The following is a 25902-nucleotide window of genomic DNA, read 5'->3' as shown; positions in this document are numbered from 1 at the left end:
GCTCGCGATGCGCCGCGCGGGCGGCGCTCGATAGACGCCACACTACAAAACCCAAGCCAGGCCCCAGGACCCAAACCCTTGCGCACAGCCATTCTGTCCCTGCTCATGTTCCTCACCGCCTGCAACCCGGGCCCGACCCTGGAGCGCCTGGGCGGCCCGACCATGGGCAGCAGCTACAGCATCCAGTACGTGCGCGAACCCGGCGGCCCAGCACGTGCCCAGGTCCAGGCCGCGGTCGAAACCATCCTGCAGGATATCGACCGGCACTACTCGACCTACCGCGGCGACTCCACCGTCAGCCAGTTCAACCAGATCCCCGCCAACCAGTGCCTGGCATTGCCCGCCGACATGCTCGAACTGGTCGCCCTCGGCCAGCACCTCGCTGAACAGAGCGCAGGCGCCTTCGACCTCACTGTCGAGCCGTTGCTCGACCTCTGGGGCTTCGGGCCCCAGGCCCGCCATGAACAGGTGCCCGATCCGCAAGCCCTGGCACTGGCCCGGCAGCGCGTGGGCTACCGGCACCTGCATATCGATGGCCAGGCGCTGTGCAAGGATGCGCCGGTAGAGCTGGACTTCAACAGCATCGCCGCCGGCCACGCCGTCGACCTGATCGCCGGTCGCCTGCGCGCCATGGGGGTCGCCAATTTCGTCGCCGAAGTCACCGGCGAGCTCAAGGCCGTCGGCCGCAAGCCTGACGGCAGCCCTTGGCGCATCGCCCTGGAACTGCCCCGCGAAGACCGCCAGATCGCGCGACAGGTCATCCCGGTCAATGGCCTGGCGCTCTCGACCTCGGGTGACTATCGGCACTATTTCGAGGAGAATGGCCGGCGCTATTCGCATACCTTCGATGCCCGCCTCGGGCGGCCGGTCGAGCATGACCTGGCGGCGGTAACCGTACTCGATGGCTCGGCGCTGCAAGCCGACGGCTACTCGACCCTGCTGCTGATCCTTGGGCCGGAGCGCGGCTGGGACTTTGCCGTGGACCATGATCTGGCCGCCGTGCTGGTGACTCGGGTGGAAGGTGGCTTCGTCTCCCGTGCTACGCCCGCCTTCGAACGGGCAGTGAAAGGCGAATGAAAGCGCAAGCAGGGAAGATCGAGGCCATGGAATCGGTGAACCACATGTAGTGCAGGCAAAATTGGCCTACGACGCGACCAAGGGTTAATGTGCGCGGCGTTCACGCTTGATTAGACTGCACACGAATTTTCTCATGACGCCCCGGCGGCATGATCGAGTCCCGCGGCGACCGTGGCTGGCGGGCCAGTTCTGAAGGAGTACGCATGGCTGTCTACAACTACGACGTAGTGGTGTTGGGTTCCGGCCCGGCCGGAGAAGGTGCGGCAATGAACGCCGCCAAAGCAGGGCGCAAGGTGGCGATGGTCGATAGCCGTCGTCAGGTCGGTGGCAACTGCACCCACCTGGGCACCATCCCGTCCAAGGCACTGCGTCACTCGGTGCGGCAGATCATGCAGTTCAACACCAACCCGATGTTCCGTGCCATCGGTGAGCCGCGCTGGTTCTCCTTCCCCGACGTGCTCAAGAGCGCCGAGAAGGTGATCTCCAAGCAGGTTGCCTCGCGCACTGGCTACTACGCCCGCAACCGTGTCGATGTGTTCTTCGGCACCGGCAGCTTCGCCGACGAGCAGACCGTCGAAGTGGTCTGCGCCAACGGCGTGGTGGAGAAGCTCAATGCCAAGCACATCATCATCGCCACCGGTTCGCGCCCGTACCGTCCGGCCGATATCGACTTCCACCACCCGCGCGTCTACGACAGCGATACCATCCTCAGCCTCAGCCACACCCCGCGCAAGCTGATCGTCTATGGTGCTGGCGTGATCGGTTGTGAATACGCCTCGATCTTCAGCGGCCTGGGTGTGCTGGTGGAGCTGGTCGACAACCGTGGCCAGCTGCTCAGCTTCCTGGATTCGGAAATCTCCCAGGCGCTGAGCTACCACTTCAGCAACAACAACATCACCGTGCGCCACAACGAGGAGTACGAGCGGGTCGAAGGCCTGGACAACGGGGTGATCCTGCACCTGAAGTCGGGCAAGAAGATCAAGGCCGACGCCTTGCTGTGGTGCAACGGCCGTACCGGCAACACCGACAAGCTGGGCCTGGAGAACATCGGCATCAAGGTCAACAGCCGTGGCCAGATCGAGGTCGACGAGGCCTACCGCACCAGCGTGCCGAACATCTACGGCGCCGGTGATGTGATCGGCTGGCCGAGCCTGGCCAGTGCCGCTCATGACCAGGGCCGCTCGGCGGCGGGCAGCATTGTCGACAACGGCAGCTGGCGCTTCGTCAACGACGTGCCGACCGGCATCTACACCATCCCGGAGATCAGCTCGATCGGCAAGAACGAACAGGAGCTGACCCAGGCCAAGGTACCGTACGAAGTGGGCAAGGCGTTCTTCAAGGGCATGGCGCGTGCGCAGATCGCCGGCGAGCCGCAGGGCATGCTGAAGATCCTGTTCCACCGCGAAACCCTGGAAATCCTCGGCGTGCACTGCTTCGGGTACCAGGCTTCGGAAATCGTCCACATCGGCCAGGCGATCATGAACCAGCCGGGTGAACTGAATAACCTGAAGTACTTCGTCAACACCACGTTCAACTACCCGACCATGGCCGAAGCCTATCGGGTAGCTGCCTACGACGGCCTGAACCGGCTTTTTTGAGCGGCTCCGGCCGGTGGCCTGAGCCGGTCGGGGAGACCGATTTCAGCCCTACCCGAGGGTGGTCTTGGCCAAACCGGGAAAGTCTGTAATCAGGCTGTCCACGCCAAAATCAGCGAGCCGGCGCATCAGTGCCGGTTCGTTGACCGTCCACACCGACACGTGCAAACCCTGGCCCTGTGCCTTGAGCAGGCGCTCCGGGGTGCACAGTGTCCAGTTCAAGGCCAGCAACTCGCAGCCGTAGTTCTGCGCCACCTTCAGCGGGTCGAGCCAGGCATATTCGGCCACCAGTCCGCGCTTCACGTCCGGTACCAGTTCCTGCGCCGCGCCCAGCACCTCGCGTGAGCTGGAGGTGATGGTCACCTTGTCCAGCAAGCCGTACTGCTGGGCCAGTTCGCGAATGGCCAGCACCGTGGTTGCCGCACGGGTGCGCGAAGCACTCTTGACCTCCAGCTGCCAATGCTCGAACGGGCATTTCTCGAACAGTTCTTCAAGCCGCGGGATAGGGCAGGGCTGTACATGGCCCGGGCCGCCCTTGCGTGCATCGTAGGTGATCAGGTCGGCCGCCGGGTGTTCGACCACCTTGCCGCGGCGGCCGGTAGTGCGCTTGAGCGACGGGTCGTGGATGACCATCAGCTCGTTGTCGGCCGACAGGTGCAGGTCCAGCTCACAGCGGGTGACGCCGTGGGACAGGCACTGACGGAAGCTGGTCAGGGTATTCTCGGGCGCTTCGCCCTTGGCGCCACGGTGGCCGTAGATGAGGGTCACGTTCGTTCCTTCAGTTCAAGAATGAAAAGGCTCAGGAGGCGGGGTCTTGCTCTTCCAGCTGCTGGCGCCGATGTTGCTGCTGGCGCTGCAGGATGTAGCGGGCCAGCAATTGACGCTGGGCGTCGGTCATGTCGATGAATTCGCAGCCGACCTCGAAGCCGCCTTCCGGGCGCGGGTCGCAGTGGATGACCCTGCCGCGCAGCAGCAGGCCGTGGGCACGCGGCATCAGCACCATCTTCAGCTTGACCCGGGTGTCGGCAGCGATCGGCTGCTGCTGGGCGAACTCGACGCCACCTTCGGAGATGATCACGCGTTGCGGCTGGCCGATCTCGCCGATCAGGCTTTGCGCGACGACCGCACTGAGCAGGTCCAGGCGTTTGTTCTGCGCTCGCAGGAATGCCGCCAGGGTGCGGTCCTTCTCGCTCAGCTGGCGCAGCAGGTGCTGTGACTCGAAGTCGCTCAGGTGCAGCTCACTGAGCAGGTTGAACAGTGGTGAATCATCCTGCAACAGTTCTGGGTCAAGGGCTTCAGCCGCGCTCAAGGGGCTTATTTCCAGTGCGATCCGATCTTCGATGCGGTAGTATTCGCGGCGATCTTCTTCGTCTAATGTCGTCATGGCGAACCCATGGTAGCGGCGGTGGTCCGAGTGTAAAGCCGCCACAGGCGCCTCGCCACAAGGACGTTCCCTTTCATCCGAACAAGCACCGACATGTTCAGACCTCTTTTCGCATTCATCGGTACGCGTTACACCCGTGCCAAGCGCCGTAATCACTTCGTCTCGTTCATTTCCCTGACCTCGATGATCGGCCTCGCCCTGGGCGTGGTGGTGATGATCGTGGTGCTCTCGGTGATGAACGGTTTCGACCACGAGATGCGTACCCGCGTGCTGGGCATGATCCCGCATGCCACGCTGGAGAGCGGCCAGCCGATCAACGACTGGCCTGCCCTTGCCGAACAAGTAAAGCAGAATCCGCAGGTGCTGGCGGTTGCCCCGTACACCCAGATGCAGGGCCTGCTGACCCATGACGGCAAGGTACAGAAGGTGCTGCTCAACGGCATCGACCCGGGCCGCGAGCGTGAGGTGTCGATCATCGACAACTTCATCCAGCAGGGCCGCCTCGACCAGCTGGCGCCCGGCGAGTGGGGCATCATGATCGGCGACAAGGCCGCCGCCAAGCTGGGCGTGGCCATCGGCGACAAGCTGACCTTCGTCGCACCCGAAGTCAGCGTCACCCCGGCGGGCATGTTCCCGCGCATGAAGCGCTTCACGGTGGTCGGCACCTTCCATGTCGGCGCCGGCGAGATCGACGGCTACCTGGGCCTGACCAACATCAACGACCTGTCCCGCCTGCACCGCTGGAAGGCCGACCAGGTGCAGGGCCTGCGCCTGAAGTTCGACGACCTGTTCCAGGCGCCGCGCGTGGCCTGGAGCATCGCCCAGCAGCTGGGCGAGCAGGAGTACTACAGCCGTGACTGGACGCGGACCCATGGCAACCTGTACCAGGCCATCCGCATGGAAAAGGCCATGATCGGCCTGCTGCTGTTGCTGATCGTCGCCGTGGCAGCGTTCAACATCATTTCCACCCTGGTGATGGTGGTCAACGACAAGCGCGGTGACATCGCCATCCTGCGCACCCTGGGCGCCACGCCTGGGCAGATCATGGCCATCTTCATGGTCCAGGGCACGGTGATCGGGGTGATCGGCACCCTGATCGGCGCCGTGGTCGGGATCGTCGCCGCGCTCAATGTCAGCGCGGCGATCGCCGGCATCGAGAAGCTGATCGGGCACAAGTTCCTCAATGCCGACGTGTATTTCATCGATTACCTGCCGTCGCAGATCCAGGCCCAGGACGTTTACATGGTCTGCGGTGCGGCGTTGGTCCTGAGTTTCTTCGCCACCCTGTACCCGGCCTGGCGTGCGGCCCGCACCCAGCCTGCAGAGGCGCTTCGTTATGAGTGAGTCGCGCATGAGTGATAAAGCCGTTCTGAGTTGCCGCAACCTGGGCAAGTCCTACGACGAGGGCCCGGAGTCGGTGCAGGTGCTGTCAGGCCTCAACCTGGAACTGCATCCCGGTGAGCGGGTGGCCATCGTCGGCAGTTCGGGCTCGGGCAAGAGTACCTTGCTCAACCTGCTGGGCGGCCTCGACCGGCCGACCCAGGGCAGTGTCTGGCTGGCCGGCGAGGAGCTGTCGGCGCTGGGTGAGCGCGCCCGCGGCTTGCTGCGCAACCGCGCGCTGGGTTTCGTCTACCAGTTCCACCACCTGTTGCCCGAGTTCACCGCCATGGAGAACGTGTGCATGCCGTTGCTGATCGGCCGCACCGCGATTCCCGAGGCACGTGAGCGTGCCGAGGCGCTGCTAAAGCGTGTGGGCCTGAGCCACCGCCTGCACCACAAGCCGGCCGAACTGTCCGGTGGCGAGCGCCAGCGCGTGGCGATCGCCCGCGCCCTGGTCAACCGCCCGGGCCTGGTGATGCTCGACGAGCCGACCGGCAACCTTGACCACCACACCGCGCTGGGTATCCAGGAACTGATGCAGGAGCTGTCCAGTGCCTCGCGCACGGCGTTCCTGGTGGTGACCCACGACCTCAACCTGGCGCGCCAGATGGACCGCGTGCTGAAGCTCGACGACGGCCACCTGGTCGCTATCTGAGCCAGCCCGCCCCACATTTTCTATTGGGTGTTTTCGTACATGTTCAGACCCTTGCCCTTGTTCATCGGTGCTCGCTACACCCGTGCCAAGCGCCGCAACCATTTCATCTCGTTCATTTCGATGACCTCGATGATCGGCCTGTCGCTGGGCGTGCTGGCGATGATCGTGGTGCTGTCGGTGATGAACGGCTTCCAGCGCGAGATGAGCTCGCGGATTCTCGGCCTGGTGCCGCATGCCGCGATCCTTGGGGTACAGCCGCTCGACAACTGGCGCGTGACCGCCGACACAGCGCTGAAGAACCCGGCCGTGATGGCGGCTGCGCCGATCACCGAGATGGAGGGCATGCTGTCCTACAAGGGGGCGATGCAGCCGATCCAGGTCAGTGGTATCGACCCGGCCGAGGAAGGCAAGGTGTCGATCGTTGGCCAGCATATCGTCCAGGGTCGCCTGCAGGACTTGCAGCCGGGTGAGTTTGGGGTGGTGATCGGTGAGCTCACCGCGCGCCGCTTCCGCCTCAATACTGGCGACAAGCTGACCTTGATCGTGCCGGAAATCAGCAAGGAACCGGGCGGCATCACGCCGCGCATGCAGCGCCTGACCGTGGTCGGCATCTTCAAGGTCGGTGCCGAGCTGGACGGCTCCCAGGCCTACATGCACGTGGCCGATGCCGGCGAGATGCAGCGTTGGGCACCGGGCCAGGTGCAGGGCGTGCGCTTGAAACTGCACGACCTGTATGCCGCGCCGCAGGTGTCCAAGGCCATTGCCGCGGGGCTGGGCGATGCCTACCGCGCCGACGACTGGTCGCACACCCAGGGCAGCCTGTTCAGTGCGATGAAAATGGAAAAGACCATGATCGGCCTGTTGCTGCTGATGATTATCGCGGTGGCGGCGTTCAACATCATCGCCACGCTGGTGATGGTAGTGAACGACAAAGGGCCTGACATCGCCATCCTGCGTACCCTGGGCGCCACGCCGGCGCAGATCATGGGCACGTTCATGGTCCAGGGCAGCCTGATCGGTATCGTCGGCACCTTGATCGGTGGCGTGCTCGGGGTGATTGCCGCGTTCAATGTCAGCCAGATCGTCGGTTGGCTGGAGCGGGTGAGCGGGCAGCACATCTTTACCTCGGATGTGTACTTCATCAGCAGCTTGCCGTCGGAGCTGCAGTGGGGGGATGTGGGGATCATCTGTGTGGCGGGGTTGGTGATGAGCTTCCTGGCGACCATTTACCCGGCGTATCGCGCTTCGCAGGTACAGCCGGCGATCGGCCTGGCTGTCTGATGATTTGTTGAGGGCCCTGTCGCTGGCTTGCCAGCGATGGGCTGCGAAGCAGCCCCAGATTCACTGACTTTCGGGCAACTCGATCACGAACCGCGTCCAGCCACCCGCGCATTCTGCGCGAATGCTCCCGCCATGGGCTTGCACGATCGACCGGGTAATTGCCAACCCCAATCCGGCATGCTCGCTACTGCCTTCCCGTCGCGCCGGGTCCACCCGATAAAACCGATCGAACAGCCGTGGCAATGAAGCAGCCTCGATCGGCGCACCAGTATTGGCCAGGCATATCCGCAACCCCGGTTCCAGCGTCACGCGAATCTGCCCGCCAGGCGGCGTAAACCTCAAGGCATTGTCCAGCAGGTTCGACAAGGCCCTGCGCAGCATGTGCCGGTCGCCCCGTAACATCGCCTGTCCCTCGCGCAACAGCCGCACTTCGCCGTCCTCGGCCAGCGGCGCGTAGTATTCCAGCAGCGCATCGACCTCCTCGTGCAATGCCAATGGCGCCTGGCCCGGCACCAGCAGGCCGTGGTCGGCCTTGGCCAGGAACAGCATGTCGTTGATCATTTGCGCCATCCATTGCAGCTCTTCCAGGTTGCCGTGCAGTGCCTCGCGGTATTCTTCCAGGCTGCGCGGGCGGGTGAGGGTGACTTGGGTATGGGTCAGCAGGTTGGACAGTGGCGTGCGCAGTTCATGGGCGATGTCGGCCGAGAACGCCGACAGGCGCTGGAAGGCGTCGTCCAGGCGTTGCAGCATGGCGTTCACGTTGCAGGCAAGCACTGCCAGTTCCTCGGGCATCTGCTCCGCGGGCAGGCGGGTGGTCAACGAGCGCGCCGAAACGCTGTCCGCCACCTGGCCCATCTGGCGCAACGGTCGCAACCCGCGGCGAGCGGCCCAGGCACCGAGCAATGCCGTGGCCAGTGCCGACAGGCCTACGGTAAGCCAGATCAGGCGTTGCATGCCTTGCAGGAAGTGCTGGTGGTGGGTGATGTCGAGGTACAGGGTCAGCCGGGCGCTCTCGTTCAAGGGTACGGACAGGCTGCGGTAGTCGACGCCTTCGGCATGCACGGTCGCCAGGCCCGTGCCGGAGGGCACTTCGGGCAAGGGATTGCGGCTGGCGTACCACAGCGCCCCGTCGCCGCCTGATAGGCGCAAGGCCAGGTCGGCCTGATGGCTGAGCTCGTTGCGCAGGGCTGGTAGCCGGCTTTCCAGGCCACCTGGGCTGTTCAGGCCGGCGAGCTGGGTACGAAACAATGACAGGCGCGATTCGAGCAATTGCTGGTCAAGCTCGATGAAGTGCTGCTTGCTTGCGTGGGTGAAAAGCAACCCGGCGCCCAGCGAAACGGCAGCGGTGCAGGCCGCGAACAGTAACGCCAGGCGGTTGCCGAGGGAGAGCCTGCGCATCAGTCGGGCCGCTCTTCCAGCACGTAGCCCATGCCACGCACGGTGTGGATCAGCTTGTTGGAGTGGGCGTCGTCGATCTTCAGACGCAGGCGGCGGATGGCGACTTCGATGACGTTGGTGTCACTGTCGAAATTCATGTCCCACACCTGCGAGGCGATCAGGGATTTGGGCAGCACCTCGCCCTGGCGCCTGAGCAGCAGTTCGAGCAGGGCGAATTCCTTGGCGGTCAGGTCGATGCGCTGGCCAGCGCGGTCGGCACGGCGGCGCAGCAGGTCCAGGCGCAGGTCGGCGAGCGCCAGGGTGGTTTCCTGGCTGACGCTGGTGCCACGGCGCAACAGGCTGCGTACCCGAGCGAGCAGTTCGGAGAAGGCAAACGGTTTGACCAGGTAATCGTCAGCACCGAGTTCCAGGCCATGTACACGGTCCTCCACGGCGTCGCGGGCGGTGAGGAACAGTACCGGCGTGTCCAGCCCGGCCTGGCGCACTGCCTGGAGAATCTGCCAGCCGTCGCGGCCAGGCAGCATCACGTCGAGGATCAGCAGGTCGTGATCGCCGGTCAGGGCCAGGAACTGGCCGGTTTCGCCGTCGGCCGCAAGCTCGGTGGCAAAACCGGCTTCGTTGAGGCCCTGGCTCAGGTACTGGCCGGTGCGGGCCTGGTCTTCGACGATCAGCAGTTTCATGCAGTGTCCGCGGTCTGAGTAGTGGCTGAAATGATACGTGACTCTGCCCGCCGTCGCCCGAGCTGACAAAGTTGTAATCTTGCCGTCAGGTGGCTGCCAGTCAGCCCGCCCTAAAGTGGCCCTATCCCATTGAAAGACCTGGAGTCATCATGAAACACCTGTTCGTCGCCGCCACGCTTGCCCTGGCAAGCCTGCCCGCTTTCGCAGGCGAGGCCGGCACCTTTGCGTTCGGCGAGCCGGCCTCGGCGGCCAAGGCCACTCGCACCGTCGAGGTGGTGCTCAAGGATATAGCCTTCGAGCCGAAGAGCCTGCAGGTCAAGGCCGGCGAAACCGTGCGCTTCGTGCTGATCAACCAAGGCAAGCTGCCTCACGAGTTCAACCTGGGCGACAAGGCCATGCATGCCGAGCACCAGAAGGAGATGGTCGCCATGCAAGGCCAGATCTTCACCGCTGGCATGAACCACGAGGGCATGGACCACGGCCAGATGAACCACGGCCAGATGAGCCATGGCGCCCACGGTCATGACGCGGGCAACACCGTGCTGGTGCCGCCCGGCCAGCGCGCCGAGCTGACCTGGACCTTCCGCAAGTCCGCGCCCATCGAGTTCGCCTGCAACGTGCCGGGGCATTACCAGGCCGGTATGGTGGGGCCACTGACCATCGAGTGACTGGCGCTCCAAGGCAGCAGGTAAAACCGGTAGACTAGGAGCATTTACGAACCTTCAGGTCAGTTTCCATGCATCCTGCTGCCGAACACTCTCCGCTGGGCAAGTCCAGCGAATACATCGCCACCTACACGCCTTCGCTGTTGTTCCCGATCCCGCGCACCGCCAAGTGGGCCGAGCTGGGCGTGACTGCCCAGACCCTGCCTTGGCAGGGCGTGGACTACTGGAACTGCTTCGAGCTGTCGTGGTTGCTGCCGTCCGGCAAGCCGGTGGTGGCCATCGGCGAATTCGCCATACCGGCCGACTCGCCGAACATCATCGAGTCGAAGTCGTTCAAGCTGTACCTCAACTCGCTGAACCAGACCGTGTTCGCTTCGATCGACGCGCTGCGCGGTTGCCTGGAAAAAGACTTGTCGGCAGCCGCTGGCAAGCCCGTGGCGGTGCAGGTGCGCACGTTGGCCGAGGTGGAGGCGCAAGGGGTGGTGGCGTTGCCAGGCCAGTGCATCGATGGACTGGACATCGCGATCAGCAACTACGAACAGCCTCAGCCTGAACTGCTGCGCTGCAACCCGGAACAGGTAGTGGAAGAGACCCTGCACAGCCACCTGCTCAAATCCAACTGCCCGGTCACCGGGCAGCCTGACTGGGGCAGTGTGGTGGTGGAGTACAAGGGCAGGGCGCTGGACCACGCCAGCCTGCTGACCTACCTGATCAGCTTCCGCCAGCATGCCGACTTCCACGAGCAATGCGTCGAGCGCATCTACCTGGACTTGAAGAACCTGCTGCAGCCGGGGCATTTGACGGTGTACGCACGCTACGTGCGCCGCGGTGGGCTGGATATCAACCCGTATCGCAGCATGGGGGCCATCAGCCCGGCGAACCTGCGGCTGGTTCGTCAGTAAGGCAGGCAAGCAAAACCTGTGGGAGAAGGGTCACCTGCCTCCCACAGCGCGCCTGGCGATCTCAGATGCCCATGCTGTGCAGCGAGTTGGCGATGCTGCGCAGGGTGGCGGTCAAGTCGGGGTGATCGGCTTCGAAGCGTTCGATCGCCAGATTTACGCCATCCACCAGGTTGTTGTCCGGGGTGGCCTCTTCGAGCTTCAGCTGCGCTTCGATCTGTCTGGCCTCCTCGTGCAGCGCGGCCAGCTCTTCATCCGAAAGCGGTACGTTTCTATCCAGTTGCTCGCGCAAGCTGTTCAGGCGCTCTTGCAATTCGCGGGCAGGCATTGGTTGTTCTCCATCAATGGCTTGGCATGGCATTGACCTCAGCGAAGCGGCAAAGGTTCGTGCCTGTCTCCAAGCGTAATCCACTCGCCGGCGCTTTGCATGATCCGCATCAATGGCGCTGTGTCAGGGTTTTTCACCCTTGCGGCGGCGCTGGGCGATGTCCAGCAGGCAAGTGTCCAGTGCTTCGAGGTGGTCGATCACCGAATGCACCCCCAGGCCGAACAACTCCAGGGTTGCCTTGCCGCGGGCCTGTTCCTGTTGCTGTGCGGTCATGGCTTGCCACTGCTGTGAAGCAGGGTCGCAGGCGGGGCTGCAGGCAGCCAGGCCTATGGTCCACAGCCCTGCATTGAGCCCGGACTGCAGCACGCGCGGCTCGCCGCTGACCAGCACACAGCCGTCCAGCCTTGCGCTGGCCAGGGTCATCAGGGCCTGCCAGCAGGCATCCGGCGCTGGCCAGCGCACACCATTGACGCGCTGGCCCGGCAACCAGTCGGGCAATACGCTGGCAAGGCGCTGGCTTTGCGCGCTGTTCAGGTCATCCAGCCAGATGCACGGCACTTGCTGGCGGCGCAGGCTGGCCAGGGCTTCGAGGGCGCCGGGGGCGGGCAGCGGGCTGGCGCTGGTGGCCCGGACCAGGCAACCGCGCAGGCCGAACAGCACAGCGGTGAAGGCGGGTGCATCATGCATGGCAACTTCCCTGAAATAGTCCGCAGGCTATTCGCCGATTGTTACGCGCCGGTGACTTGCAACAGTTGTTCACAAAATATTTAGCAAAAATGTGTAAAGCTGTTTATCAGCTCGCAAGGCTCTATACTGCCGCCGTACCTGCAGCGCGACCCGTTGCGCTTGTGGCCAAGACATTCGATGGAGAATATTTATGCGTAGGATCGGTGCCGGCGTGATCGAGCGAGTCACCCAGGCCTGTGTCTGTGCCAGTCTGTTGCTGGCACCCGTGGCAGCCACCCAGGCCGCTACCGAAGAGGATCCCTGGGAGGTGGTCAACCGGCCTATCTTCCGCTTCAACGACACCCTCGACACGTATGCCCTCAAGCCATTGGCCAAGGGTTACCAGGCAGTCACCCCGCAGTTCCTCGAGGACGGCATCCACAATGTCTTCCGTAACCTGGGCGATGTCACCAACCTGGCCAACGACCTGCTGCAGCTCAAGCCACATGCGGCTGGCGTGGACACGGCGCGGCTGATCGTCAACACCACCTTTGGCCTTGGCGGCTTCTTCGACGTCGGCACCAAGATGGGCCTGGTGCGCAACGACGAGGACTTCGGCCAGACTCTGGGCTACTGGGGCGTACCCAGCGGCCCCTATGTGGTCATCCCGCTGCTTGGCCCAAGTACCGTGCGTGATGGCCTGGCCAAGTACCCGGACACCTACACCAAGCCCTACCGCTACATCGACCATGTGCCGACCCGCAACTCGATCTTCGCGCTGGACGTGGTCGATACCCGGGCCAGCCTGCTGTCGGCGGAAAAGCTCATCCAGGGTGACAAGTACATCTTCATTCGCAATGCCTACCTGCAGAACCGCGAGTTCAGGGTCAAGGACGGCGAAGTCGAAGACGATTTCTGATTCATGCAGTAGCGAAAAGGCGACCCTCGGGTCGCCTTTTTCATTTTCCGGCAATGTCTGTCGGGGAGGGTGCAACCTTTCAATTCGGCCCTGTGCTCGGCTTTCTTATAACTCCCGGTAATTTGCCGTTCAAAGTGCAACGCACTCGACCCTCGTATGCTTGAAACGCCTGGCGGATGGGAGTACCGTCTGCGCCTTACGAGGTACCTCTGCCGGTTGCCTGGCCACTGTTCTTGGCCTACAACTCAAGTAGAGCGTTACTACCAAGAATTCCAGCAGTCGGATGTCAGCCTTGCAGACGCCCCTGCATCACCCCAAATCGGCGCCGTTCGCCCACATGCAGAAAATCAGTGCAACGCTGCTGATCATCGATGATGACGACGTGGTCCGTGCGAGCCTCGCCGCCTATCTGGAAGACAGTGGCTTCAGCGTCCTCCAGGCCAGTAATGGCCAGCAGGGGCTCCAGGTCTTCGAAGAACATCAGCCCGACCTCGTGATCTGCGATCTGCGCATGCCGCAGATGGGCGGCCTCGAACTGATCCGCCAGATCAGCGAGCGCGCCCCGCAGTTGCCGGTGATCGTGGTTTCCGGCGCCGGCGTGATGAGCGATGCGGTAGAGGCTTTGCGCCTGGGTGCCGCCGATTACCTGATCAAGCCGCTGGAAGACCTTGCCGTACTTGAACACTCGGTACGCCGGGCGCTGGACCGTTCGCGCCTGGTGCTGGAAAACCAGCGTTACCGCGACAAGCTGGAAGCGGCCAACCGTGAACTGGAAGCCAGCCTGCACCTGTTGCAGGAGGACCAGACCGCCGGTCGCCAGGTGCAGATGAACATGCTGCCGGAGAGCCCCTGGGAAGCCGGCGAGTTTGCCTTCGAGCACCAGATCATCCCGTCGTTGTACCTGTCCGGCGACTTTGCCGACTATTTCCGCGTGGATGAGCGGCGCATTGCCTTCTACCTGGCCGATGTCTCCGGGCATGGCGCCTCGTCGGCCTTCGTCACGGTGCTGCTGAAGTTCATGACCACCCGGTTGCTGTTCGAATTCAAGCGCGGCAGCAAGATTCGCGAATTCAAGCCCTCGGAAGTGCTCAGCCACATCAACCGCGGGCTGATCAACTGCAAGTTGGGCAAGCACGTGACCATGGTGGGCGGGGTGATCGACGAGGCGACCGGTCTGCTGACCTACGCCGTGGGTGGCCACCTGCCGCTGCCGGTGCTGTACACCCCGGGACATGCGCGTTACCTGGAAGGCCGCGGTCTGCCGGTGGGGTTGTTCGAAGAGGCGACCTACCAGGACCTGGTGATCGAGTTGCCGCCGCAGTTCAGCCTGAGCTTGATGTCCGATGGCATTCTGGACCTTTTGCCGGGGGACACGCTCAAAGATAAAGAAGCCGCCTTGCCGGACATCGTCAAGGCCTCGGGTGGCAGCCTGGATGGGCTGCGCCAACGATTCGGATTGGCTACGCTTGGGGAGATGCCGGATGATATCGCCCTATTGGTGTTGAGCAGGAACCTTCAATGAGTACCGGTAGAATCCAGTTCGCCGAGCAGAGCGGTACCTTCGTACTGAAATTCGTCGGTGAAGTGCGGCTGACCCTGTGTTCGGCGCTGGATGCAACGATCGAGAAGATCTTCACCGCGCTGAACTTCTCGGCCATTGTCATCGACCTGACTGAAACCGAGAGCATCGACAGCACCACCCTGGGCCTGCTGGCCAAGCTGTCGATCCTGTCGCGGCAGAAAGTGGGCCTGCTGCCCACCGTGGTCACGACCAACCCGGACATTTCCCGCCTGTTGCAGTCGATGGGCTTCGATCAGGTGTTCAACATCGTCGATCGCCCGGTGCCGTGCCCGGAATGCCTGACTGACCTGCCGTCCCAGGATCAGAACGAGGACGTGGTGCGCTCCAAGGTACTGGAGGCGCACAAGATTCTCATGGGCCTGAATGATTCCAATCGTGAAGCTTTCCACGACCTGGTGAACGCCCTCGAGCGGACCTGAGCCTGTACCGGCCTCATCGCCTGCTCCCGCAGCCTGAGCGCAGTGGGGTTCTCTGTGGGAGCCGGCTTGCCGGCGATGAGGCCGGCAAACCTCCTGCAAAACCCAGTTCAGTCTTTCGCCGCCACAAACTCGGCAGCCTCGCTGCCATCCGCACTCAACTGAAGCACCCGCGCCGGCCGCCCCTGCTCATCGAAGAACACTTGCCCCAACCCCGCCCCGTTCCACAGCCTTTCCCCGGCCCTGCTACGGTTGGGCGTGCGCGGTACCACTTCCATCTGCCGCCGCTTGGTAAACCAGTTGAGCGGCGAGCGCGGCGAGTAGAACCAGCGGTTGAGCCGGTCCAGTACATCCAGCAAGCGCCGCGGGAACTCGTTCTTGATACCGCTGCTGGTCACCTGCCACAGGTGCGGGCTGCGCTGGCGGTGACGGATCAGCACTTCATAGACGAACGAGTAGTGCACATCACCCGAAAGAATCACGTAATGCCCCGGCGTGCGCGAATGACGGAAAATGTTCAGCACCACCTGCGCCGCGCCGCGGTGGGCCATCCAGTTTTCGGCATCCACCAGTAACGGGTAGCCCAGCCAGCTGAAGACCCGCTGTACCGTTTCGATCAGCTTCACGCCAAATATCGGCGCTGGCGAGACGATGATGGCCGTGGGGTGGTCCAGCAGCGCCTGCTGCAGCTCGCACAGCGCCTCCCAGTCGAGCAGGCCGGACGGCTTGGCCAGGTCGGTTTCGCTGCGCCAGCGGCGTGTGCGGGTGTCGAGCACCAGCAGCGGCGGGTTGCTGGGCAGGTTGAATTGCCAGCCCTGGAAGCGCAGCAGCTCGTCGATCAGCGCGTCCTGTGACTGGCTGGCCAGCTGCTGACATTGCTCGACCAGCGCCCGGCAGCCGTCCGGGTCGTTGCCCCAGCCCTGGCACAACAGATACCCCAGCAAGGCATTGCCGATGATGCGCCGTGAAAACGGGTGGCCGTAGGCGGTTTGTTCCCACTGCGCCGAAAGGTTCCAGTCGTCGGTGATGTCGTGGTCGTCGAAGATCATCAGGCTGGGCAGGTGGGCCATTACCCGCGCCACCTGGCCGAGGTCGGCGGCGAATCCCTCGATCAACGGCAACTCCTGGCGGTAGCGCGCCTGGTGCTCACCGGCAAGCCCCGCAGGCATCTGCAGATCGACCAGCTGCCAGGGCGTGGGCGACCAGACCAGCAGGTACATGGCCATGACCTCGGCGAAGGTGACCAGGTGGTTGTCGGCGTTGCTGGAGGAAAAGATCGGCTTGCGCTTGCCGCCGAAGAAGCGTTCGCGCAGGTTTTCGTTGCGTTCCTGGGCAGGCAGCAGGTCGGCGCGGTGGTAATAGCTGGCGGGGTGGCGGTAGAGCGCCTGGCTATCGGCGACCACTGCCCCTTGCAGTTGTTCGTCGTACAGCCCCAAGCGTTCGATCAACGCATGAATCGCCCGCAGCATGGGCCCGGCGACGTCGTCGGCATAGACCTGATCGCCCGTCATCAACAGCACTGCGGGTCGCTCTTGCGGGCTCTGGCAGGCCTGCAGCAGGCGATCGGCGCAGAGCAGGCCATCGCTTGCCGGGTAATGCGGCTTGCGGCAGGATCCGTGCAACAACTGGTCCAGGCGACCGCGCAGCACCAGGCTGGGGCGCTGGCAGCCAGGGTAGAGCAGGTGCGGTGCCCAGTCGGCAATGCCTTGGCCATTGATGCGCAGGTCGTATTCGAGGGCAACGTCGCGGGGCAGGGGCTGGCTGAAGTGAATGTCCAGCAGGTGAATGAAAGCATTCCGGCCTACGGGAACGATCTGGCAATCCACCCTGGCTGTGCCGTCCATGATGAACTCGGGCTGCAAGGGTTGCGTGCCGACCAGCCAGATGGCCAGGCGTTGGAGCTCAATGCGGCGCAGTACCGGGCCGGCGAGTACGTGGGGCAGTGGGGCGGAGGAGGTCATCGACAGCTCGGGGGTATGCGGGCCAGAGGGCCCTGGAGTTCAAGTCACGGCTAGCGCTTGGCGATACGAAAACGGGCGGAAAATGCTGAACATTTCCCGCCCGTCTGGCAAACCCGAGATGTATCAGGCTTTTTCAGCCAGCAGCTTTTCCAGCTTCTCCTGGTCCCGTGCGAACTGGCGAATACCCTCGGCCAGTTTCTCGGTGCCCATGGCATCTTCGTTCATCGCCCAGCGGAACTGGCTTTCGTTCAATACCTGCTTGCTCTCGCCGGTATTGCCAGGTTTGAGCATCCGCGGCAGCTCACCCTGGTCGGTGCCCAGTTTATCCAGCAGATCAGGGCTGATGGTCAGGCGGTCGCAGCCGGCCAGTTGCTCGATCTGGCCGAGGTTGCGGAAGCTGGCGCCCATGACCACGGTGTCGTAGCCATTGGCCTTGTAGTAGTTGTAGATGCGGGTAACCGATTGCACGCCCGGGTCGTCGGCGCCGACGTACTCCTGGCCGGTACTTTTCTTGTACCAGTCGTAGATACGGCCCACGAACGGCGAGATCAGGAATACCCCGGCATCGGCACAGGCCTGGGCCTGGGCGAAGGAGAACAGCAGGGTCAGGTTGGTCTGGATGCCTTCCTTCTCTAGCTTCTCGGCGGCGCGGATGCCTTCCCAGGTGGAGGCCAGCTTGATCAGCACGCGGTCCCTGGAAATCCCGGCAGCCTCGTACAGCCCGATCAGCTGGCGGGCCTTGTTCAGCAGCGCCGGCTCGTCGAACGACAGGCGCGCATCGACTTCGGTGGAAATGCGCCCGGGGATGACCTTCAGGATGCCCGAGCCCACGGCCACGGCGAACTTGTCGCAGGCCAGGTCGACATTGCCCTTGGCGTCGGCCTTGACCTGCTTGAGCAGGTCGGCATAGCCAGGCATGGCGGCAGCCTTGAGCAGCAACGACGGGTTGGTGGTGGCATCGACCGGCTTGAGGCGGGTGATGGCGTCCAGGTCCCCGGTGTCGGCGACCACGGTGGTGAACTGCTTGAGTTGTTCCAGCTTGGAGGTCATGGGCGTGCTCTGTCCTGTGCAATGACTCGACATTACCCGAGCCCCGACGGCCGCTCAAGGGGCCTTTGGGGCACTGTCGAATTGTCGAAGGTGATGATTCGAGTCACGCGCCAGCACGAGGTTCCCTGCGCCTGGCAACAGGATGCGTTTCGTCGGGCGCAGCCCCGATTGTGGGAGCCGGCTTGCCGGCGATGAGGCCGGGGCAGGCCCAGCTGGACTGCCTGTCATGGCCCCATCGCCGGCAAGCCGGCTCCCACAAGAGAGGGGGCGTCGCTTCAGCGGCCCTGCAACAGCTCGGCGGCCTGGTCGAACACCACCAGTGGCTCCGGCGCCTTGTGAATATCCGCCGACAGCAGTTGGCGGAACCGCCGCGCGCCCTTGAACCCTTGCCCAAGCCCGAGAATATGCCGGGTCACGTGGTGCATCGCACCGCCGCTGGCCATGTGCGCAACGATGTACGGTCGCAACTGCGCCATCGCCTCGCTGCGGCTGACCACCGGCGCAGCGCTGGCAAACAGCTGCTGGTCCACCTCGGCCAGCAGGTATGGGTTGTGGTACGCCTCGCGCCCCAGCATCACCCCATCGAAGGTCTCAAGATGCGCCTGGCACTCGGCCAAAGTCTTGATACCGCCATTGAGCACGATTTCCAGGTCCGGGAAATCGGCCTTCAGCTGCGCCGCAACGTCATAGCGCAGCGGCGGAATCTCACGGTTCTCCTTGGGCGAGAGCCCTTCGAGAATCGCGATCCGCGCATGCACGGTAAAGCTGCGGCAGCCAGCCTCGCGCACCTGGCCGACGAAGTCGCACAGCTCGGCGTAGCTGTCGCGGCCGTTGATGCCAATGCGGTGCTTGACCGTCACCGGCGTCGACACCGCATCGCGCATGGCCTTCACGCAGTCGGCCACCAGTGCCGGATGCGCCATCAGGCACGCGCCGATCATGTTGTTCTGCACCCGGTCGCTCGGGCAACCGACGTTGAGGTTGACCTCGTCATAGCCCGCCTCTTCGGCCAGGCGCGCGCAGGCGGCCAGATCGGCCGGCACGCTGCCGCCCAGCTGCAGGGCCAGCGGGTGCTCGGAGACGTCGTGGCGCAGGAAACGGTGGGCGTCGTTGTGCAGCAGCGCCCCGGTGGTGACCATTTCGGTGTAGAGCAGGGTCTCTTTGGAGAGTAGGCGCAGGAAGAACCGGCAGTGCCTGTCGGTCCAATCCATCATCGGTGCAATGCTGAAGCGGCGGGACGGCTCAGGGCGCGTGGTCATTGGCTTTGAGCCGGGTTTTGCAGTGATTTCGTTCAACGTGTTTTGTACCGAATTTCGGGGGTTTTGGGGCGTTTTTACCAAGCGCTTGGTACAATGTACCAATCGAATCAGGACGTGTACCAATTCTCATGGCAACCATCAGACCCCGCAAGAAGGCCGACGGCACCATCAGCTACACAGCTCAGATCCGCATCAACCGCGACAAGGTGACAGTCTACCAAGAGAGCCAGACGTTCGCCCGCAAACAGGCCGCAGTGGCCTGGGCGAAGCGACGAGAAACCGAGTTGGCAGAGCCTGGTGCAATCGAGCGGGCGAGCCGGGTAGGGCACACGGTCAAGCAGATGATCGACCGCTACCTGGTCGAGGCCGAGAAAGCCGGGCCGCTGGGTGAGACGAAGCGGCGCACGTTGAATGCCATCAAGAACAGCTACCTGGGTGAGAAGGTGGATTCCGACCTCACCCAGCAGGTGCTGGTGGACTACGCGCTGTGGCGCATGAGCCCTGAAGGTGGAGGCATTAAACCGCAGACGGCCGGCAATGACCTGGCGCACCTGGGGTCGGTGCTGTCCCTGGCCAGGGCGGCGTGGGGATATGAGATTGACGCGCAAGCAATGCCAGATGCGCGCCTCGTGCTGAAGAAGTTCGGCTACAACCTGAAGAGCCGAGAGCGGGATCGGCGCCCTACGCTGGATGAGATCGATAAGGTGCTCGAACACTTCTTCGAGATGTTGCAGCGGCGGCCAAGCGTCATCCATATGCCCAAGGTGGTGGCGTTCGCGATCTTCTCGACCCGCAGAATGGACGAGATCACCCGCATCCGATGGGAAGACCTGGATGAGCACCGGCAGGCTGTGAAGGTGCGGGACATGAAGAACCCCGGTCAGAAGATCGGCAACGATGTCTGGTGTTACTTGCCGGATGAGGCGTGGATCATTGTGCAGAGCATGCCCCAAGAGTGTCGCGAGATATTCCCATACAACACTGATTCAATCGGTACCGCCTGGTCCAAGGCGTGCAAGATGAAAGGGATCAAGGATCTGCATTTTCATGACTTGCGTCACGAAGGGGTGAGTCGACTGTTTGAAATGGACTGGGATATACCGAGGGTTTCAAGTGTATCCGGGCACCGCGATTGGAACTCGCTGCGGCGGTATACCCATTTGCGTGGACGAGGAGATGGGTATAAGGGCTGGAAGTGGCTGGATCAGATCATTCAGGCACCGGTTAAACTCGGCGCCCGGGCTGAGTAGGCGGGTGGGTACGGGTGCTACCTTTATCAGCGCTTACTCGTGGTAGGCATCCGCTTTGGGGTGATTGCGGTCGCCCGCGACCGGCTGCTTTCGACCCATTGCGGACATTGGCGAAAGCCGTACGGGGAACCACGCTCACTCGCTTTATCCATGACAACCTTTAGATATACCGGTTCGCTACGGCTGGCCAGTTTAGGCGCTGGCGCTTGCTTTCCGGGCTGCCTACACTGCGAAAGTCTGTCTGGACGGGCCTCGCTGATAATTAAGTGCCGGCCGGCAAAGAACGCGTGAAAAGGACCTTCAGAAGGGATAAGTCGTGTGCCTCGTGATCATTTACCTACCAGCAGTTGCTTTTTGAGCATGAAGGCGCGCTGGAGGATATGGCTTGCGCTGGTGAACTTGTTGGCGCTGGCCATTCCATGTGTGGAAGCGCGTACGTTGGCCCAGGTTCGGGAAAGCGGCGTCCTGCGCATATGCGTCGCTGGCTCGAGTGCTTCCTTTTATCGGACCAATGCCGAGGCGTTTGCCCGGTCACTCGCGGTGCGCCCACAGGTAACGGAGCTGCCGAGCTTCGATGCGCAGTTTCATAACGCTCGGGGTGAAACCGTACGCGACGCAAGCTACGACCCGAAGCTACTTGCCGACGGCAGTTGTGATCTCTATCCAAATGACCTGCAGATCGTACCCTGGCGCGAAACGAAGATGCTGCTGGTGCCTTACTACAAGGTTCGCAATCTCGTCATCGTCCATCGCTCCAGACAGTCGCTGGGCAATGAGGTGGCTGATCTGCGTGGCCTGACGGCGGCAGTGCAGAAGGGCACGGGCTACGAGCAATGGATCGATGAAGCCAACCGCGGCCCTCTCTCCAGTCAGCCGGTGAAGCTGGTCTATGCGACAACCGATCAGGCGGTGAAACTGGTCGCCGATGCAAAGGTGGATTTCACCGTGCTGGGTAGCGAAAGTGCGCTGCGCTGGGCACGCGAAGACCCCGAGCGTCTCTCCATTGCGTTTCCGGTCAGCGAACCGACCAGCGTTGGCTGGGGTGTTGCGCGCAACGCTGCGGATCTCGCGCGCGCGCTGGAGCGGTTCTTCAAGTCCAGCAATCGTATCGATTCGCCACTCGATGCGAGCTGGCGACAGTACTATCACGTATCGCTGATGGAATATCGGCTGTTTGAGGAATCCTTCAGCGAGGACGGCCTCGATATCAAAGCAGTTATGAGCTGGGCAATTCCTAGTGTTATCGCGGTCCTGCTGCTACTTGGCGCCATGCTTGCGTGGAACCGACGCCTGAACCGGGAAGTGGACGAGCGCAAGCGCGTTGCTGCGGAGTTGGCCGAACGTGAGGCGTTCACCCGAGCGCTCATGGATACCAGCCCAGCGAGTCTGATACTGGCAGACCGGAACGGCGCAGTCAGGGAAGTCAGCCAACGCTTTTCGCAGGCGACCGGTTATGTCGCTGAGGACCTGCTCGGGCGCAACACCACCAGCTTGTATGTTGACCCTGACGAGCGCGAACGCTTCCTTGAACTGCTGACACGCAACGGCAAGGTCGAACACTTCGAGACCCGCCTGCTGCACAAGGATGGCTCGATCCTCTGGGTTCTGGTGGGCGCATCATTCGTGACGATCCACGGTGAGGTCTTGATCGCCAGCTGGATGCGTGATGTCACGGAACACCATGCGGCAGCGGTGGCGCTCAGTGAAGAACGCATGCGGCTGCAGGCGATCCTCGATATCAGTCCGATCAACATAGCCTTCTCGATCCAGGGCGTGATCCGCTTCGCCAATCCCCGTTTCTGTGAAACGTTCGGCCTGGGTGTCGGTGACGCTGCCCTGCAGCTCTACGTGAACGGGCAGGATCGCCAGGCCATCGTCGAGCGCCTCGCGGACGATGGCATTGCCAAGGGCCAGGAAGTGCAGATGCTCGACCGGCACGGGTACGAACGCACCATGCTGGTCACTTACCTGCCTATTCAGATCCAGGGTGAGCAAGGGCTGCTTGCTTGGCTTCACGACATCACCGAACGCAAGGCAGCGGAACTGGCTCAGCAGCGGGCGAAGGAGATTGCTGAAGAGGCGACGCGGGCAAAAAGCGATTTGCTGGCCAACATGAGCCACGAAATCCGCACGCCCATGAATGCGATCATCGGCATGTCCTACCTCGCGCTTCAGACATCGCTGGACCACCGGCAGCGCGATTATGTCTCGAAGATCCACAACGCGGGCACTTCGCTGCTTGGCATCATCAACGACATCCTTGATTTCTCCAAGATCGAGGCCGGCAAGCTCAGCGTCGAGACAGTACCGTTTCAGATCGATGCAGTGCTCGACAACGTGTCCTCGTTGATTGCGCAAAAGGCCTACGACAAAGGGCTCGAACTATTGTTCGACCGAGCGCCGGACGTGCCCGACACACTGCTCGGGGATCCGCTGCGACTGGGGCAAATCATCCTCAACCTGGTAGGCAACGCGGTGAAGTTCACCGAATATGGCCAGGTGATGATGGTGGTCCGCAACCTGGGCCGCACCGGGGACAAAATTCAACTGCAGGTTCACGTTCACGATACCGGCATTGGCATGACGCCCGAGCAGGCCGGGCGACTCTTTCAGGCCTTTGCCCAAGCCGATAGCTCGACCACCCGGCAATATGGCGGCACTGGTCTGGGCCTTGCCATCTCCAAGCGCCTCGTCGAACTGATGGGCGGAACGATCACGGTGGACTCTGAACCGGGTAACGGCAGCACCTTTTCTTTCAGCGTCTGGCTTGGGCTTGGCCCGCAACTGCAGGCGCAGCGCCAGATCGTCCCTGCCGAGCTTGCCGGAGCGCGTGCATTGGTTGTCGATGACAATGCTGCCGCACGTCAGATCCTTTCCGACATGCTGCGCGTAGCGGGGCTTACGCCGGTCGCGGTGGCGTCCGGCGAGGCTGCCCTGGAAAGCCTGCACAGTGCCACAGCAGACGACCCGTTCCTTGTGCTGTTCGTGGACTGGTATATGCCGGCGATGGATGGGATCGAAACAACGCGCCGGGCCCTTGCGCTGCGTCCTGCACTGCACGCCGTCATGGTCAGTGCATTCGGGCATGATGAAATGCGCGCCGCCGCGCAGGCAGCCGGCGTTCGAGCGTTTCTGGTTAAACCGGTCAACCAATCCTCGCTGGTTGAGATACTGGTCAACCTCTTCGTGCCGCAAACAGGCGTAGTGGCGGCAGCCGTACCCACTGCGCAGGCGCAGGTGCTTGCCGGGGTGCGCCTGCTCGTCGCAGAGGACAACGAAATCAACCAGCAGATCGCCAGGGAGCTGCTTGAGGCCGCCGGTGCCCTGGTAGAGGTTGCGGGCAATGGCTGCGAGGCACTGTCCATGCTTGCCGCTGCGCAATACGACGCTGTATTGATGGATGTGCAGATGCCGCAGATGGATGGTGTCGAGACCACCCGGCGTATTCGCGCCGAGCCGCACTGGGCAAAGCTTCCGGTGATTGCGATGACCGCCCATGCCAGGGTTGAGGATCGCGAGCGCTGCATCGAGGCGGGCATGGTCGACCATGTGACCAAACCCGTGGACCCGCAGGCGTTGATCGCCACGGTGCTGCGCTGGGTCGTACCTCGGTCGGCCGTAGCGCAGCCGACCAGCGCCGCTTCAGGCGAGGATTGGCTGCCGGACATCCCGGGGCTCGATAGCGCCGACGGATTGAGGCGAGTGGCGGGCAATCGCCATCTATACCTCAAGCTGCTGGGGCATTTTGCCGAGCGCAAGGCGCTGGCAGGGCAGGCGTTGCTGAACGCGCTGCGGGCCGGTGACCGGGCCTCGGCCGAGCGCATAGCCCATGCCGTAAAAGGTGTTGCAGGCAACCTCGGTTTCAGTGGCCTGCAAATCATGGCTGGGAAGCTGGAGACCGCAATCAAGGCGTACGCCGAGTCGGACGCCTTGGTGAGTGACGTCATTGAGGCGCTTTCGCTGGCCGTGCAGGCGATCCGTCGAGCCTTGGGCAGTGAACAGGTAGCTCCACTGGTAGTATCGAGCATCGACGATACGCAGCATGCCAAAGCGCTGATGCAGCTGCTGGAGGCCAATGACGGGGTCGCCCCGGATTATGTCCAGCAGCACGCAGCTGCGTTGCAGGGTGTTCTTGGCAAGGATTGTTTTGAACAGTTGTGCAATGAGGTGAACAACTTTGACTTCGAGGCCGCGCGGCAAACGCTGCGGGAGGGAACATCATGAATGAAGTCCTGAGCACCCCCCATGGCCCTATCATCCTCATTGTCGATGACACGCCAGAGAACATCACACTGATCAATGGGCTGCTCAAGGATCGTTACCGTACGCGGGTGGCCATCAACGGCGAGCGCGCGTTGAAGGCAGCGGCCCAGGAGCCCCGCCCGGATCTGATCCTGCTCGACATCATGATGCCCGACCTGTCGGGTCATGAAGTGGCAGGGCAGCTCAAGCGCGATCCGCGCACAGCCGATATTCCGATCATCTTCCTCACCGCCATGGCGACCATGGAAGACGAGATCCTCGGTTTGCAGATGGGCGCCGTGGACTACATCACCAAACCTATCAACCCGCCGATCGTGTTGGCGCGGGTGGAAACCCAGTTGAATATCAAGGCGGCCGCCGACTTCTTACGAGATCAGAAGGCTTATCTTGAGCAGGAAGTGCAGCGTCGCACCGCCGAGGTCATGGCTATCCAGGATGTGACCATTCAAGCCATGACCTCGCTGGCCGAAACCCGCGACAATGAGACGGGCAACCACATCCGACGAACCCAGCACTACGTCAGGTTGCTGGCCGAGATGCTGCGCGAACACCCGAGGTTCCGCCATTTCATTGATGATGAGAGCATCCGACTGCTATTCAAGTCGGCTCCGCTGCATGACATCGGCAAGGTCGGTATACCCGATCACATACTACTCAAGCCGGGGCGTCTCACACCGGAGGAGTTTGAGACGATGAAGACCCATACGGTGCTGGGAGGCAATGCTATCCGGCACGCCGAGGAGCAGCTGGGCACCTCGGTGGGGTTTCTGCGTCTGGCCAAGGAAATCGCCTACGGCCACCACGAGAAGTGGGATGGTACCGGCTATCCCGAAGGGCTGAGTGCCGACGACATTCCCATCAGCGCCAGACTGATGGCGGTGGCGGACGTGTATGACGCACTGATCAGCCGGCGCGTTTATAAGCAGGGCATGTCCCATGATCAGGCGCTGGAGATTATCCGCCAGGGACGTGCCAAGCATTTCGATCCGGATATATGCGACGTTTTCCTGGCCAACCATGAGCACTTCCAGGCTATCGCGGAGCGCTTTGCTGATAGCGATGAGGTTGGCTGACACTTCAATGCCCAAGGCTGCTTCAGCCTGTACGTGAGCGTGTAACAGCGGTAAACATGGCACAATCCGCCCCGAATTATATGGACTTTAGGGCCTGCTGACCTTAGCTATTGGCTACCGC

At 62.7% G+C, this 25902-nt stretch carries 22 protein-coding genes; 13 read left to right on the top strand and 9 right to left on the bottom strand.

Features of this window, described 5'->3' with window-relative positions:
- The first annotated feature begins 78 nt into the window (after positions 1–78).
- Both PPL01S_RS19145 and sthA read left to right on the top strand, forming a co-directional pair.
- Positions 79–1077 carry an FAD:protein FMN transferase gene (locus PPL01S_RS19145; protein ID WP_016394643.1) on the top strand — a complete coding sequence of 333 codons (999 nt, stop codon included), beginning with the start codon at positions 79–81 and terminating at the stop codon, positions 1075–1077.
- Positions 1078–1280: 203 nt separating this feature from the next.
- Positions 1281–2675: a Si-specific NAD(P)(+) transhydrogenase gene (sthA, locus tag PPL01S_RS19140; RefSeq protein WP_016394642.1), complete on the top strand. Its 1395-nt coding sequence runs from the start codon at positions 1281–1283 to the stop codon at positions 2673–2675.
- Positions 2676–2723: 48 nt separating this feature from the next.
- Here sthA and PPL01S_RS19135 read toward each other — a convergent pair whose 3' ends face one another.
- The gene (locus PPL01S_RS19135) at positions 2724–3440 is read right to left on the bottom strand and encodes a glycerophosphodiester phosphodiesterase (RefSeq protein WP_016394641.1); all 717 of its coding nucleotides are present in this window, start codon (positions 3438–3440) and stop codon (positions 2724–2726) included.
- A 31-nt stretch (positions 3441–3471) separates the two neighbouring features.
- Entirely contained in the window at positions 3472–4056 is a 585-nt protein-coding gene (locus PPL01S_RS19130; RefSeq protein WP_016394640.1) for a PilZ domain-containing protein, read from the bottom strand.
- 93 nt (positions 4057–4149) lie between these two features.
- Here PPL01S_RS19130 and PPL01S_RS19125 point away from each other — a divergent pair, with 93 nt between their 5' ends.
- Genes PPL01S_RS19125 through PPL01S_RS19115 form a run of 3 tightly spaced genes read left to right on the top strand, consistent with a single transcriptional unit; the run spans position 4150 to position 7372 of the window.
- Positions 4150–5400, top strand: a complete 1251-nt coding sequence (locus tag PPL01S_RS19125; protein ID WP_016394639.1) for a lipoprotein-releasing ABC transporter permease subunit — start codon at positions 4150–4152, stop codon at positions 5398–5400.
- A gap of 7 nt (positions 5401–5407) precedes the next feature.
- The gene (gene lolD / locus PPL01S_RS19120; RefSeq protein ID WP_171817239.1) at positions 5408–6091 is read left to right on the top strand and encodes a lipoprotein-releasing ABC transporter ATP-binding protein LolD; all 684 of its coding nucleotides are present in this window, start codon (positions 5408–5410) and stop codon (positions 6089–6091) included.
- Between the two features lie 39 nt (positions 6092–6130).
- Positions 6131–7372, top strand: a complete 1242-nt coding sequence (locus PPL01S_RS19115) for a lipoprotein-releasing ABC transporter permease subunit (RefSeq protein ID WP_016394637.1) — start codon at positions 6131–6133, stop codon at positions 7370–7372.
- Between the two features lie 60 nt (positions 7373–7432).
- On the opposite strand, the gene PPL01S_RS19110 is transcribed toward PPL01S_RS19115, so the two are convergent.
- Entirely contained in the window at positions 7433–8770 is a 1338-nt protein-coding gene (locus PPL01S_RS19110; RefSeq protein WP_174435907.1) for a heavy metal sensor histidine kinase, read from the bottom strand.
- Complete coding sequence (locus tag PPL01S_RS19105) at positions 8770–9450, bottom strand: heavy metal response regulator transcription factor (RefSeq protein ID WP_016394635.1); 681 nt, start codon at positions 9448–9450, stop codon at positions 8770–8772. Before PPL01S_RS19105 ends, PPL01S_RS19110 begins: the two co-directional genes overlap by 1 nt.
- A gap of 149 nt (positions 9451–9599) precedes the next feature.
- Between PPL01S_RS19105 and PPL01S_RS19100 the strand changes: the two genes are divergently transcribed.
- The gene (locus tag PPL01S_RS19100) at positions 9600–10118 is read left to right on the top strand and encodes a cupredoxin domain-containing protein (protein ID WP_016394634.1); all 519 of its coding nucleotides are present in this window, start codon (positions 9600–9602) and stop codon (positions 10116–10118) included.
- 68 nt (positions 10119–10186) lie between these two features.
- Positions 10187–11017 carry an NADPH-dependent 7-cyano-7-deazaguanine reductase QueF gene (gene queF / locus PPL01S_RS19095; protein WP_016394633.1) on the top strand — a complete coding sequence of 277 codons (831 nt, stop codon included), beginning with the start codon at positions 10187–10189 and terminating at the stop codon, positions 11015–11017.
- Between the two features lie 61 nt (positions 11018–11078).
- Here queF and PPL01S_RS19090 read toward each other — a convergent pair whose 3' ends face one another.
- Positions 11079–11342: a DUF4404 family protein gene (locus PPL01S_RS19090; protein WP_004376395.1), complete on the bottom strand. Its 264-nt coding sequence runs from the start codon at positions 11340–11342 to the stop codon at positions 11079–11081.
- 123 nt (positions 11343–11465) lie between these two features.
- The gene (gene pcrP, locus PPL01S_RS19085) at positions 11466–12029 is read right to left on the bottom strand and encodes an HAD superfamily inactivated hydrolase PcrP (RefSeq protein ID WP_016394632.1); all 564 of its coding nucleotides are present in this window, start codon (positions 12027–12029) and stop codon (positions 11466–11468) included.
- A 190-nt stretch (positions 12030–12219) separates the two neighbouring features.
- On the opposite strand from pcrP, the gene PPL01S_RS19080 reads away from it, so the two are divergent.
- From PPL01S_RS19080 to rssC, 3 genes are all read left to right on the top strand, one after another.
- A complete protein-coding gene (locus PPL01S_RS19080; protein ID WP_016394631.1) occupies positions 12220–12927 on the top strand; it encodes an MlaA family lipoprotein in 708 nt (235 codons plus the stop codon).
- A gap of 337 nt (positions 12928–13264) precedes the next feature.
- A complete protein-coding gene (gene rssB, locus PPL01S_RS19075; protein ID WP_016394630.1) occupies positions 13265–14449 on the top strand; it encodes a two-component system response regulator RssB in 1185 nt (394 codons plus the stop codon).
- Positions 14446–14928, top strand: coding sequence for an anti-sigma factor antagonist RssC (gene rssC / locus PPL01S_RS19070; protein WP_016394629.1), 483 nt, complete (start codon positions 14446–14448; stop codon positions 14926–14928). Before rssB ends, rssC begins: the two co-directional genes overlap by 4 nt.
- A gap of 107 nt (positions 14929–15035) precedes the next feature.
- Here the strand turns inward: rssC and PPL01S_RS19065 are convergent, their stop codons facing one another.
- The 3 genes from PPL01S_RS19065 to dusA all read right to left on the bottom strand — a co-directional run bounded on the left by PPL01S_RS19065 (position 15036) and on the right by dusA (position 19195).
- A complete protein-coding gene (locus PPL01S_RS19065; protein WP_028625751.1) occupies positions 15036–16886 on the bottom strand; it encodes an alkaline phosphatase D family protein in 1851 nt (616 codons plus the stop codon).
- 123 nt (positions 16887–17009) lie between these two features.
- Positions 17010–17936 carry a transaldolase gene (gene tal, locus PPL01S_RS19060; RefSeq protein ID WP_016394627.1) on the bottom strand — a complete coding sequence of 309 codons (927 nt, stop codon included), beginning with the start codon at positions 17934–17936 and terminating at the stop codon, positions 17010–17012.
- Between the two features lie 275 nt (positions 17937–18211).
- The gene (gene dusA / locus PPL01S_RS19055; RefSeq protein ID WP_033743531.1) at positions 18212–19195 is read right to left on the bottom strand and encodes a tRNA dihydrouridine(20/20a) synthase DusA; all 984 of its coding nucleotides are present in this window, start codon (positions 19193–19195) and stop codon (positions 18212–18214) included.
- Positions 19196–19323: 128 nt separating this feature from the next.
- Between dusA and PPL01S_RS19050 the strand changes: the two genes are divergently transcribed.
- The 3 genes from PPL01S_RS19050 (at position 19324) to PPL01S_RS19040 (ending at position 25781) form a co-directional block, all read left to right on the top strand.
- Positions 19324–20445 carry a site-specific integrase gene (locus PPL01S_RS19050; RefSeq protein ID WP_016394565.1) on the top strand — a complete coding sequence of 374 codons (1122 nt, stop codon included), beginning with the start codon at positions 19324–19326 and terminating at the stop codon, positions 20443–20445.
- Positions 20446–20805: 360 nt separating this feature from the next.
- Positions 20806–24669 carry a response regulator gene (locus PPL01S_RS19045; RefSeq protein ID WP_244212834.1) on the top strand — a complete coding sequence of 1288 codons (3864 nt, stop codon included), beginning with the start codon at positions 20806–20808 and terminating at the stop codon, positions 24667–24669.
- Positions 24666–25781: a response regulator gene (locus PPL01S_RS19040; protein WP_016394563.1), complete on the top strand. Its 1116-nt coding sequence runs from the start codon at positions 24666–24668 to the stop codon at positions 25779–25781. Before PPL01S_RS19045 ends, PPL01S_RS19040 begins: the two co-directional genes overlap by 4 nt.
- Positions 25782–25902 lie beyond the last annotated feature (121 nt).

It is taken from the genome of Pseudomonas plecoglossicida NBRC 103162 = DSM 15088, from assembly GCF_000730665.1.
Taxonomy (GTDB): Bacteria; Pseudomonadota; Gammaproteobacteria; order Pseudomonadales; family Pseudomonadaceae; genus Aquipseudomonas; species Aquipseudomonas plecoglossicida.
The sequence above is the reverse complement of the archived record's forward strand: the minus strand, read 5'-3'. Positions and strand labels throughout refer to the sequence as shown.

Bases quoted from the DNA above. Each gene is read 5' to 3' on its own strand.
- queF (WP_016394633.1), top strand. From the start codon at position 10,187: ATGCATCCTGCTGCCGAACACTCTCCGCTGGGCAAGTCCAGCGAATAC.
- PPL01S_RS19040 (WP_016394563.1), top strand. From the start codon at position 24,666: ATGAATGAAGTCCTGAGCACCCCCCATGGCCCTATCATCCTCATTGTC.
- PPL01S_RS19105 (WP_016394635.1), bottom strand. From the start codon at position 9,450: ATGAAACTGCTGATCGTCGAAGACCAGGCCCGCACCGGCCAGTACCTG.
- PPL01S_RS19110 (WP_174435907.1), bottom strand. From the start codon at position 8,770: ATGCGCAGGCTCTCCCTCGGCAACCGCCTGGCGTTACTGTTCGCGGCC.
- rssB (WP_016394630.1), top strand. From the start codon at position 13,265: ATGCAGAAAATCAGTGCAACGCTGCTGATCATCGATGATGACGACGTG.
- PPL01S_RS19115 (WP_016394637.1), top strand. From the start codon at position 6,131: ATGTTCAGACCCTTGCCCTTGTTCATCGGTGCTCGCTACACCCGTGCC.
- sthA (WP_016394642.1), top strand. From the start codon at position 1,281: ATGGCTGTCTACAACTACGACGTAGTGGTGTTGGGTTCCGGCCCGGCC.
- PPL01S_RS19125 (WP_016394639.1), top strand. From the start codon at position 4,150: ATGTTCAGACCTCTTTTCGCATTCATCGGTACGCGTTACACCCGTGCC.
- PPL01S_RS19080 (WP_016394631.1), top strand. From the start codon at position 12,220: ATGCGTAGGATCGGTGCCGGCGTGATCGAGCGAGTCACCCAGGCCTGT.
- pcrP (WP_016394632.1), bottom strand. From the start codon at position 12,029: ATGCATGATGCACCCGCCTTCACCGCTGTGCTGTTCGGCCTGCGCGGT.
- PPL01S_RS19090 (WP_004376395.1), bottom strand. From the start codon at position 11,342: ATGCCTGCCCGCGAATTGCAAGAGCGCCTGAACAGCTTGCGCGAGCAA.
- lolD (WP_171817239.1), top strand. From the start codon at position 5,408: ATGAGTGATAAAGCCGTTCTGAGTTGCCGCAACCTGGGCAAGTCCTAC.
- dusA (WP_033743531.1), bottom strand. From the start codon at position 19,195: ATGACCACGCGCCCTGAGCCGTCCCGCCGCTTCAGCATTGCACCGATG.
- PPL01S_RS19045 (WP_244212834.1), top strand. From the start codon at position 20,806: ATGAAGGCGCGCTGGAGGATATGGCTTGCGCTGGTGAACTTGTTGGCG.
- PPL01S_RS19100 (WP_016394634.1), top strand. From the start codon at position 9,600: ATGAAACACCTGTTCGTCGCCGCCACGCTTGCCCTGGCAAGCCTGCCC.
- PPL01S_RS19130 (WP_016394640.1), bottom strand. From the start codon at position 4,056: ATGACGACATTAGACGAAGAAGATCGCCGCGAATACTACCGCATCGAA.
- PPL01S_RS19050 (WP_016394565.1), top strand. From the start codon at position 19,324: ATGGCAACCATCAGACCCCGCAAGAAGGCCGACGGCACCATCAGCTAC.
- rssC (WP_016394629.1), top strand. From the start codon at position 14,446: ATGAGTACCGGTAGAATCCAGTTCGCCGAGCAGAGCGGTACCTTCGTA.
- tal (WP_016394627.1), bottom strand. From the start codon at position 17,936: ATGACCTCCAAGCTGGAACAACTCAAGCAGTTCACCACCGTGGTCGCC.
- PPL01S_RS19065 (WP_028625751.1), bottom strand. From the start codon at position 16,886: ATGACCTCCTCCGCCCCACTGCCCCACGTACTCGCCGGCCCGGTACTG.